General features: G+C 60.2%; 6 protein-coding genes and 2 tRNA genes. 4 read left to right on the forward strand and 4 right to left on the reverse strand.

Annotation, left to right across the window (positions count from 1 at the left end; all coding sequences use genetic code 11):
* Window positions 1–119 precede the first annotated feature (119 nt).
* Entirely contained in the window at window positions 120–1,409 is a 1,290-nt protein-coding gene (locus tag ACIGDJ_RS27590) for an adenylosuccinate synthase (RefSeq protein ID WP_397504692.1), read from the forward strand.
* Window positions 1,410–1,547: 138 nt separating this feature from the next.
* Window positions 1,548–3,482 (forward strand): methyl-accepting chemotaxis protein, encoded by a 1,935-nt coding sequence (locus ACIGDJ_RS27595; protein WP_312997567.1) that lies wholly within the window; start codon window positions 1,548–1,550, stop codon window positions 3,480–3,482.
* Between the two features lie 78 nt (window positions 3,483–3,560).
* On the opposite strand, the gene ACIGDJ_RS27600 is transcribed toward ACIGDJ_RS27595, so the two are convergent.
* The 4 genes from ACIGDJ_RS27600 to ACIGDJ_RS27615 form a co-directional block, all read right to left on the reverse strand.
* Window positions 3,561–5,126: an ABC transporter permease gene (locus ACIGDJ_RS27600; protein WP_397479266.1), complete on the reverse strand. Its 1,566-nt coding sequence runs from the start codon at window positions 5,124–5,126 to the stop codon at window positions 3,561–3,563.
* A complete protein-coding gene (locus ACIGDJ_RS27605; RefSeq protein WP_312997562.1) occupies window positions 5,126–6,136 on the reverse strand; it encodes an extracellular solute-binding protein in 1,011 nt (336 codons plus the stop codon). The genes ACIGDJ_RS27600 and ACIGDJ_RS27605 overlap by 1 nt, the downstream gene beginning before the upstream one ends.
* A 185-nt stretch (window positions 6,137–6,321) precedes the next feature.
* Window positions 6,322–6,408 (reverse strand) — tRNA-Leu (locus ACIGDJ_RS27610).
* Between the two features lie 180 nt (window positions 6,409–6,588).
* A tRNA-Leu gene (locus ACIGDJ_RS27615) sits at window positions 6,589–6,675 on the reverse strand.
* A 225-nt stretch (window positions 6,676–6,900) separates the two neighbouring features.
* Here ACIGDJ_RS27615 and rnr point away from each other — a divergent pair.
* Both rnr and rlmB read left to right on the forward strand, forming a co-directional pair.
* Complete coding sequence (gene rnr / locus ACIGDJ_RS27620) at window positions 6,901–9,531, forward strand: ribonuclease R (protein WP_397479267.1); 2,631 nt, start codon at window positions 6,901–6,903, stop codon at window positions 9,529–9,531.
* Window positions 9,528–10,295 (forward strand): 23S rRNA (guanosine(2251)-2'-O)-methyltransferase RlmB, encoded by a 768-nt coding sequence (rlmB, locus tag ACIGDJ_RS27625; RefSeq protein WP_397479268.1) that lies wholly within the window; start codon window positions 9,528–9,530, stop codon window positions 10,293–10,295. The genes rnr and rlmB overlap by 4 nt, the downstream gene beginning before the upstream one ends.
* The last annotated feature ends 356 nt before the right edge of the window (window positions 10,296–10,651 follow it).

The following is a 10,651-nucleotide window of genomic DNA, read 5'->3' on the forward strand; positions in this document are numbered from 1 at the left end:
CGGACTGCGACCGGCAATTGATTCAGCAGAACGGGCTTGGGCAAGTATCGCCACGGGCTACCTGAGTCGTCCTGCCGGCCAACGCCGGCACCAAGGTAGCGCGAAAGAGGACAAGTGTTATGGGTAAGAATGTCGTAGTCCTGGGCACCCAGTGGGGTGATGAGGGCAAAGGCAAGATCGTTGATCTGCTGACCGAACATGCTGCCGCCGTAGTGCGCTACCAGGGTGGCCACAACGCGGGCCACACGCTGGTGATCGACGGCGAGAAAACCGTTTTGCACCTGATTCCGTCGGGCGTGCTGCGCGAAGGCGTGCAATGCCTGATCGGCAACGGCGTGGTCGTCGCACCTGACGCCCTGCTGCGCGAGATCACCAAGCTGGAAGAGAAAGGCGTACCGGTGCGCGAGCGCCTGCGCATCAGCCCGTCCTGCCCGCTGATCCTGTCCTTCCACGTCGCGCTGGACCAGGCTCGTGAAAAGGCCCGTGGCGAGCTGAAGATCGGCACCACCGGTCGCGGCATCGGCCCTGCTTACGAAGATAAAGTTGCCCGTCGTGGCCTGCGTGTCGGCGACCTGCTGAACATGCCGCGCTTCGAAGACAAGCTGCGTGAGCTGGTGGATTACCACAACTTCATGCTGGTCGGTTACTACAAAGAGCCAGCCATCGAGTTCGAAAAAACTCTGGCCGAGTGCAAAGAATACGCTGAGCTGCTCAAGCCGCTGATGCTCGACGTGACTGCCGAGCTGCACGACCTGCGTCGCGCCGGCAAGGACATCATGTTCGAAGGCGCACAAGGTTCGTTGCTCGACATCGACCACGGCACCTACCCGTACGTGACCAGCTCCAATACCACCGCAGGTGGCGTGGCGACCGGTTCGGGCGTTGGTCCGATGTTCCTCGATTACATCTTGGGCATCACCAAGGCGTACACCACCCGCGTCGGTTCCGGCCCGTTCCCGACCGAGCTGTTTGACGAAGTCGGTGCGCACCTGGCCAAGCAAGGTCACGAGTTCGGCGCCACCACCGGCCGTGCCCGTCGTTGTGGCTGGTTCGACGCCGTCATCCTGCGTCGCGCGATCGACGTGAACAGCATCTCGGGTATCTGTCTGACCAAGCTGGACGTCCTCGACGGTCTGCAAACCATCAACATCTGCGTCGGCTACAAAGACGCGCAAGGCAATGTCGTTGCCCCGACCGATGCTGACAGCTACGTCGGCCTGCAGCCGGTGTACGAAGAAGTGCCGGGCTGGAGCGAATCGACCGTGGGTGCCAAGACCCTGGAAGAGCTGCCGGCCAATGCTCGTGCTTACATCAAGCGCGTTGAAGAGTTGATCGGCGCGCCGATCGACATTATTTCGACGGGCCCGGACCGCAACGAAACCATCGTTCTGCGTCATCCGTTTGCTTGATAAGTCGTTGATGTAGAAAACAAAGGCCCCTTAATCGGGGCCTTTGTCGTTTATGCCTGTTGGACGGCATGACCTTTGCTGTAAATCTGGCTACAAGAGTGCCATCAAATTAATGGCGTCAACGTAGAGGGATTTAAAGTGTCAGCCGTTCTCTCACTGTTACAAAGCCGTTTGCTGCGACCGGTGTTCGTTACCCTTGGTATCGCCCTTTTGGTGCAGGTGTTGGTGGCCGTTGCCCTGACGCGGAGCACCGTCACGGCGCTGGAAGCCGATCTGGCCGTGCGCCTGGGAGCCGACAGTCAAAAGCTCTCCGGTGAGCTGGAGCAGGCCGGGCGTGAAGTCACTTCCAGTCTTGATGCTTTGTCGGCCAGCACTCGTCAGCGTCTGACCGCCGGTTTGTCTGCGCGCCTCAAAGAAGAGCAGGCGCAACTGCGTGCCACGCTGGAAAAGGATCTGAAGGATTCGGCTAACGACATGGCGCAGTTGCTTGCGTCCGTAGCGCCACGTGCCATGTGGGACAGTGACGTACCAACGCTGTCGGAGTTCGCTCGCCGCGCCCAGCGCAACCCCAACGTGCTGTTCGTCGTCTATGACGACGCCACTGGCCAGCACCTGACCCGTTACCTCAATCGTGAAAACCCGATCAACAAGGCCTTGCTGGAAAAAGGTCAGGGCGAGCGTGCGCTGGACAAAGTGCTGGATGCGGCGAAAAACGATCCATCGGTCTACTACCTCGAAGCCTCGATCAATCCCAATGGCGTGGAAATCGGCAAGGTGCTGATGGGTGTTTCTACGGCCTCGGTGGAAACTGATCTGGCCGAACTCGACAAACGCTTCCTGGCGCTGATTGCCAGCAGCGATCAACTGGTCGGCGACAGCCTCAAAGGTGCGGCGGCGGACAGCGCCAAAGCGATGCAGGCGCGCCTGCAATCGGCGCAAGCCACCGCTGGCGAAATGAAAGCCAACACCGCACAAACCGTTCAAGACGCTGCCGCGACACTGCGCTGGCGTATCGGCCTGGGCCTGGCACTGGTCGGTTGCGGCGTGCTGCTGTTGCTGGCCGTGGTGCTCGGTCATCGGGTGGTCAATCGCCTGAAAATGCTCAACGCGGCGATGGACGATCTGGCAGCGGGCGAGGGCGATCTGACCAAGCGTGTGCAGATCAACAGCAAGGATGAAATCGGCGACATGGCTTCGGCGGTCAACCGCTTTGTGGACAAGTTGCAGCCGATCGTGCGCGAGGCGGGCGATGTTGCTCAGCGCACCGGCGTCGAGATTGGCGCAATGACGCTGCGCAATGCCGGCGCTGATGCGGCAGCCGGCATGCAGCGCGATGAAGTTGCCGAGAGCCTGCGTGCGTTGTCGCAAATGGCCGACGAGGCGCAATCGGAAAGCCATGCGATGCAGGCCGCACTCAAGCAAGTGGTGGAAATCCGTCAAGCAACCGATGAAAACACCCGCACCTCGGCCAGGGTCGGCGGCCTGATCGAAGCGCTGGCCGGGCAGGTCGACACCGGGGCGAAAGTCATCGAGCGGCTGGCACAGCAGAGTGAGCAGATCGAAGTGGTGCTGACGGTGATCCACGGTATCGCCGAGCAAACCAACCTGCTGGCCTTGAACGCAGCGATTGAGGCGGCGCGCGCGGGAGAGACCGGGCGTGGGTTCGCCGTGGTCGCCGACGAAGTGCGTGCATTGGCGAGCAAGACACAAAGCTCGACGGGCGATATTCAGGCGCACATCGTCGCGTTGCAGCAGGGTGCACGGGAGGCGGTCGAAGCGATTGGCCAGGCGGGACGGCAGGCCAGTGAAGGATTGCTGGTGCTGCGTGACAGCGCACGACTGCAGCAATCGGTACAGGCCTCGGTTGAGCAAGTGCACGCGGCGATCGGCCTGGCAACGCAGGCGGCAGCGCATCAGGCGCAGGGGGCGCAGGCTGTGCGTGGGCGAGTCGAGACGATTCATGCGCAGGCCGAGAAAGCGGCGCAGGCAGTGGTGGAGACGACGGCCAGTGGCAAGGTGCTGGATGGTCTGGCGGCGCAACTCAAGGCGAGCTTGGGGCAGTTCAGGGCTTAAGATCAAAAGATCGCAGCCTGCGGCAGCTCCTCCAGGGAAAAGCACCATCCTGTAGGGGCTGCCGCAGGCTGCGATCTTTTAGCGGCTCAGATACATCCGCGTCGTCAACAGATACACCGGCAACCCGGAAACCAGAATCAACAACGCCGCATAAGGCGCCGCCGCCGCAAACTCGACATTCGCCGTATGCGCCCAGACCTCAGTCGCCAGCGTATTCAGTCCGGTCGGGCTGAGTAGCAATGTCGCGGTCAATTCTTTCATCGCATCAAGGAACACCAGCGCAAACGCCGCGCCCAGTGCCGGGAAAATAATCGGCAGGGTTATCCGGCAAAATGCCGTGAATGACGACGCGCCCAGCGTCCGCGCCGCTTCTTCGAGCTGCGGTGCAGCCTTGTTCAGCGCCGTACGAATCGGCGCTTGCGCCAATGGCAGAAACAGCAGCGCATAAGCGATCAGCAACAGACCCGAAGTCTGGTACAACACAGGCACGTAATGCAGGGCGAAATACACCAGCGTCAGCGCAATCACCAGCCCCGGCAGCGCGTGCAGCAGATACGGCAAACGCTCGGCCCAGATCGCCAACTGGCCTTTATAGCGCACCACCAGCAGGCCGACCGGCACGGCCAGCACCAGGCACAACGCCGCGCCACCCAGCGACAATGCCAGCGATGACAGCAGCGCTTCGGTGATCGCCGCTACCGGGAACGCCGCCGATGAGCCGACCGCCAGCCAATACGCCAACATCCCCAACGGAATGCCGCTGCCGATAATCGCCAGCAACAGGCAATACAACTGACCAAGCGCCGCCCACCGTCCAAGCTTTACCTGTTCAGCTTGCCGCGCTGCGCCCTGGCCGGTGCGCACGTGCCGGCCCTTGCCACGCATGCGCAGCTCCAGCCACAACAGCAGCAGACACAGCGCCAGCAATACTGCCGAAAGCATTGCCGCGTTGGCGTTGCTGAATTCAAGCTCAAATTGCTGATAAATGGCCGTGGTAAAGGTCTGCAGGCCGATGATCGACAGTGCGCCGAATTCCACCAGCATGTGTAGCGCAATCAACAGTGAACCGGCCAGCAGCGATGGCCACAGCAGCGGCAGGGTGACGCGGAAAAATACGCCCCAGCGATTCTGCCCCAGCGTGCGCGCGGACTCTTCGAGAGAGGGATCGAGATTGCGCAGGGTTGCCGCGACCGGCAGAAAAATCAGTGGGTACTTCGACAGGCTCATCACCAGAATCGCCCCGCCGAGGCCTTCGAACTGCGCACTCAGCGACACCCAGGTAAAGCTGCTGACAAACGCCGGCACCGCAAACGGCAGGCACAGAACCACGCCCCATAACTGACGGCCCGGCAGATTGCTGCGTTCCAGCAGCCATGCCAGCGACAGGCCAACCACCGCGCAGGTGACAGTCACGCCGACCATCAGTGCCAGCGTGTTGCGCAACAGGCCAAACACATACGGGCGCCACAACAGATGCAGCGCCTCCGCCCAGCCCGCCTGCCAGGCTTTCACCCCGACGTAGGCCAGTGGCAACAGACTTAGTACCACCAGTAGCAATACCGGCAGCACCAGCCAGATCGACGGCCGTTTGCGTCGTGGCACGTAACCCCCGCGCGCGGCGGGGGCCGATAACGATGCTGCCATCAGTTCAGACCAACTTCGCGTTCCAGTTCCAAGGCTTCTTCTGCGTTGCCCAGATCCGCCGGAGTGACGTTCGGCGCTTCCAGTTCGCTGAACGGCTTGAGGCCGCGATCCGATTCCATGCCTTTGTGCAGCGGATATTCGGCGGTGGTCTGAGTGATCACGCGCTGTCCTTCTTCGCTGGCCATGAAGGCGAGGAATTGCTGGGCTTCTTTTGGGTGTTTACTGGATTTCAGCACGGCTGCGCTGGATACAGTGATCAGACCGCCAGCGTCGCCGCCGGTGAAATAATGCAGCTTGGAATCGAGCTTGCCTTTCTCTCGCTGCAGGGCGAACCAGTAGTAGTTGTTCACCAGCACGGTGGCGACTTCACCATTTTCCACGGCTTTGAGCGCGACCATGTTGTTGCTGTACGTCTTGCCGAACGCGCGCAGGCCGGTCAGCCATTCTTCAGCAGCGTCACGACCGTGCAGTTTGATGATCGCAACGGCCTGTTCCTGGAAGGCACCACTGGTCGGGACGAAGCCGACCTTGCCTTGCCACTGTGGCTCGGAGAATTCCATCACCGATTTCGGCAGGTCTTTTTCATCGATCAGTTTCGGGTTGAACGCGACCACGCGTACGCGAGCGGTAACGCCTATCCACGTGCCGTTGGCGGCGACGTATCTTTCCGGCAGAACTGCCAGCGTGGCGTCATCGGCCTTGGCCAACAGGCCCTGTTCGCCGAGGTTGTTCAGTGGCGGCGATTCTTCGGTGTAGATCACGTCGGCGGGGGAGCGATCGCCTTCTTCGACGATCTGGCTGGCGAGCTGGTTGCTGCTGCCTTTGCGCACGTTGACGTGAATGCCGGTCTTGGCTTCGAAAGCCTTGGCAATCGCGTCGCCGACTTCCTTGTGCTGGCCGTTGTAGAGAGTCAGGGAAACCGCATCGGCAGCCTGGGTGAGGGGAGTGGCGAGTGCCAGGCCGAGGAGGGTGAAGGTCAGGCCTCGGCGCAGGGTATTTCGAAACGTCATTCGCAGGGTTCCTCACTGTCGCATTGCAAAAACTTGCAACAATGATAAACGATATTGTTTCTCAAGTGCGCCTTGTGGGGCGACTGGTGATCCTGTAGGGATGGCAAAATTCAGGAAGCCAGAAACGCAAAAACCCGCTTTCGCGGGTTTCTGTGAAATCCAAGGTCAGAACCTTGAATTTGAATTGGTGCCCAGAAGAAGACTCGAACTTCCACGACCGTAAGGTCACCAGCACCTGAAGCTGGCGTGTCTACCAATTTCACCATCTGGGCAATCATCGCAAGCGTTGCCGCTGTTGATGTGGCGCACTATACGGAGGCGTTTTTGATCTGTAAACCCCTGATTTGGTTTTAATAAATCAGCGTGAACAAAAGCTTTCCCGCACATGCAAAAAACCCGCTTTCGCGGGTTTTGTGTGAGTCTTGAAACTGATCTAGTCTCAAACTCGAAATTGGTGCCCAGGAGAAGACTCGAACTTCCACGACCGTAAGGTCACCAGCACCTGAAGCTGGCGTGTCTACCAATTTCACCACCTGGGCATCATCGAAAGCGCTTGTGCGTCGTCGATGGCGCGCACTATACGGAGCGTCTTTTTAACTGTAAACCCCTGCCGCAGAAAAAACTGAATTTTTTTACCAGCGGCGTTCAAAACGGTATCGGAGCGTCGATACAGGGCCTTGCAAAGCCTTATAGAAGCGGAAATTTCCCGTTTCCCGGCGCCTATGCCAAACTAACCCGCATATAGACAAGGTGAAAACTCTCTAATGGCCGATTGGCAGTCCCTCGATCCCGAGGCCGCTCGTGAAGCGGAAAAATACGAAAACCCTATTCCCAGCCGCGAACTGATCCTGGCGCACCTCGCCGATCGGGGTTCGCCTGCTGCCCGCGAGCAACTGGTCGAAGAGTTTGGTCTGACCACTGAAGACCAGATCGAGGCCCTGCGCCGCCGCTTGCGCGCCATGGAGCGCGACGCTCAATTGATCTACACCCGCCGTGGCACTTATGCGCCGGTGGACAAGCTCGACCTGATTCTCGGCCGCATCAGTGGTCACCGTGACGGTTTCGGCTTCCTGGTGCCGGACGATGGCAGCGACGACCTGTTCATGAGCCCGGCGCAAATGCGTCTGGTATTCGATGGTGACCGTGCGCTGGCTCGGGTTTCCGGGCTCGACCGTCGTGGTCGCCGCGAGGGCGTGATCGTTGAAGTAGTGTCCCGCGCGCACGAAACCATTGTTGGCCGCTACTTCGAAGAAGGCGGAATCGGTTTCGTGGTTGCCGACAATCCGAAAATCCAGCAGGAAGTACTTGTTACGCCGGGCCGCAACGCCAACGCTCAGATCGGTCAGTTCGTCGAGGTGAAAATCACCCACTGGCCGACGCCTCGTTTCCAGCCGCAAGGCGATGTGGTCGAAGTGGTCGGCAATTACATGGCGCCGGGCATGGAAATCGATGTCGCCCTGCGCACCTACGACATTCCGCACGTCTGGCCTGAAGCGGTTGTGAAGGAAGCCGCCAAGCTCAAGCCGGAAGTTGAAGAAAAGGACAAAGAGAAGCGCATCGACCTGCGCCATTTGCCGTTCGTCACCATCGACGGCGAAGATGCCCGCGACTTCGACGATGCGGTCTACTGCGAAGCCAAACCGGGCAAGCTGCGTCTGTTTTCCGGTGGCTGGAAGTTGTACGTGGCAATTGCCGACGTTTCCAGCTACGTGAAGATCGGCTCGGCGCTGGACACCGAAGCTCAGGTTCGCGGCAACTCGGTGTACTTCCCCGAGCGCGTGATTCCGATGCTGCCCGAGCAACTGTCCAACGGCCTGTGCTCGCTGAACCCGCAAGTTGATCGTCTGGCCATGGTCTGCGAGATGACCATCTCCAAGTCCGGCGAAATGACCGACTACTGCTTCTATGAGGCGGTGATCCATTCCCACGCTCGTCTGACCTATAACAAGGTCAGCGCGATGCTGGAAACGCCGAAGGCTACCGAAGCGCGCAAACTGCGCGGCGAGTACACCGACGTCGTGCCGCACCTCAAACAGCTCTACGCTTTGTACAAGGTGTTGCTTGCCGCCCGTCACGTCCGTGGCGCGATCGATTTTGAAACCCAGGAAACCCGGATTATCTTCGGCTCCGAGCGCAAGATCGCCGAAATCCGTCCGACCGTGCGCAACGATGCGCACAAGCTGATCGAGGAGTGCATGCTGGCGGCCAACGTGGCCACTGCCGAATTCCTCAAGAAGCACGAAATTCCTGCGCTGTATCGCGTTCACGCCGGTCCGCCGCCAGAGCGTCTGGAAAAACTGCGCGCATTCCTCGGTGAGCTCGGCCTGTCCCTGCACAAGGGCAAGGACGGTCCGTCGCCGAAGGATTATCAGGCTTTGCTCGCGAGCATCAAGGATCGTCCGGATTTCCACCTGATCCAGACCGTCATGCTGCGTTCGTTGAGTCAGGCGGTGTACAGCGCTGAAAACGACGGCCACTTCGGCCTGAATTACGAAGCGTATACCCACTTCACCTCGCCGATCCGTCGTTATCCTGACCTGCTCACGCACCGCGCGATCCGCAGCGTGATCCATTCGAAACAGGACACCCCGCACGTCCGTCGTGCCGGTGCGATGACCATTCCGAAAGCGCGCATCTATCCGTACGACGAAGCGGCGCTGGAGCAGCTCGGCGAGCAATGCTCGATGAGCGAACGCCGCGCCGACGAAGCGACCCGCGACGTAGTCAATTGGCTCAAGTGCGAGTTCATGAAAGATCGCGTCGGCGAGTCGTTCCCGGGCGTGATTACCGCCGTGACCGGTTTCGGCCTGTTCGTCGAGCTGACCGATATCTACGTCGAAGGCTTGGTGCATGTCACCGCGCTGCCGGGCGATTACTACCACTTCGATCCTGTGCATCACCGCTTGGCGGGCGAGCGCACCGGTCGCAGTTTCCGTCTTGGCGACACGGTTGAAGTGCGGGTCATGCGCGTCGACCTCGATGAGCGCAAGATCGACTTCGAAATGGCGGAGAAAACCATCAGCGCGCCGATCGGCCGCAAGAAACGTGGCACCGAAACCGCTGCGCCTGCTGCCAAGACTGCGGAAGAAAAGGCACCAGCGAAAACCGCCAGCCGTCGTCCGGCCAAGGAAAAGGGTGCCGAAGCCTATCGCCCGAGCGATGCCGTGGCGAAAAACGCCGAGCTGCGCAAAAGCCGTGAATTGAAGAAGGCCTTGCTGGCCGATGCGAAAAACGGTGGTAAAGCGGCGTCCGGGGGAAAGACCGGGCGGTCGGCGCCTGACAGGGCGACCGACGGCAAGCCGGCCAAACCGAGCAAACACCGTAAGGGCCCGCCAAAAGCGGGTTCCGCTCCAGCCAAGAGTGGCGGGGCGCGTAAACCGAAGGCGAAGTCATGAGTCAGTTGGAAAAAATCTACGGCGTTCACGCGGTAGAAGCGTTATTGCGTCACCACCCCAAGCGCGTCAAGCAGATCTGGCTGGCGGAAAGCCGCAACGATCCGCGTGTGCAGACGCTGGTCGAGCTGGCCAACGAAAACCGTGTTCAGGTCGGTCAGGCCGAGCGTCGCGAAATGGATGCCTGGGTTGAAGGCGTGCATCAGGGCGTGGTTGCGGAAGTCAGTCCGAGCCAGGTCTGGGGCGAAGCAATGCTCGACGAGTTGCTCGATCGCACCGAAGGCGCGCCGTTGCTGCTGGTGCTCGACGGCGTAACCGATCCGCACAACCTCGGCGCCTGCCTGCGTTCGGCCGATGCGGCTGGCGCGCTGGCGGTGATCGTGCCGAAGGACAAGTCAGCCACGCTGACCCCGGTTGTACGTAAAGTCGCTTGTGGCGCCGCGGAAGTGATTCCGCTGGTGGCTGTGACCAACCTGTCGCGCACTCTGGAAAAACTCCAGCAGCGCGGTTTGTGGGTAGTCGGCACCGCTGGGGAAGCCGAGGTCAGCATTTATGACCAGGACCTGACCGGTCCGACCATCCTGATCATGGGCGCCGAAGGCAAAGGCATGCGTCGCCTGACCCGCGAGCATTGCGACTATCTGGTGAACCTGCCGATGGCTGGCAGCGTCAGCAGCCTCAACGTCTCGGTCGCCACTGGCGTGTGCCTGTTCGAAGCCCAGCGCCAGCGCGGCGCAAAAGCCAAGGCTACTGCGAAGAAGTCCTGACCTGCTGCAAATCCCCTGTAGGAGCTGTCGAGTGAAACGAGGATGCGATCTTTTGATCTTGCTTTGAAAAAATCAAAGTCAAAAGATCGCAGCCTTCGGCAGCTCCTACACAAGTCGCCCGATGGTTGTTCAAATAATCACCAATTGCCTTGCGCGCCCGCAGTCCCTTCTCTACAATTGCGCCCCTTGCTGTGACGGCAGGCACGCATGTGCCCCGCGCCAGCAAGTCCATAAGTGTCATTCACTCCTTGTCTGACCGTTTTTGAGCGGCAGGCTACAACCCGTAAGGAGCATTCATGCGTCATTACGAAATCATCTTTCTGGTCCACCCGGATCAGAGCGAGCAAGTCGGCGGC

It is taken from the genome of Pseudomonas sp. NPDC079367 (genome assembly GCF_044542195.1).
Classification (GTDB): Bacteria; Pseudomonadota; Gammaproteobacteria; order Pseudomonadales; family Pseudomonadaceae; genus Aquipseudomonas.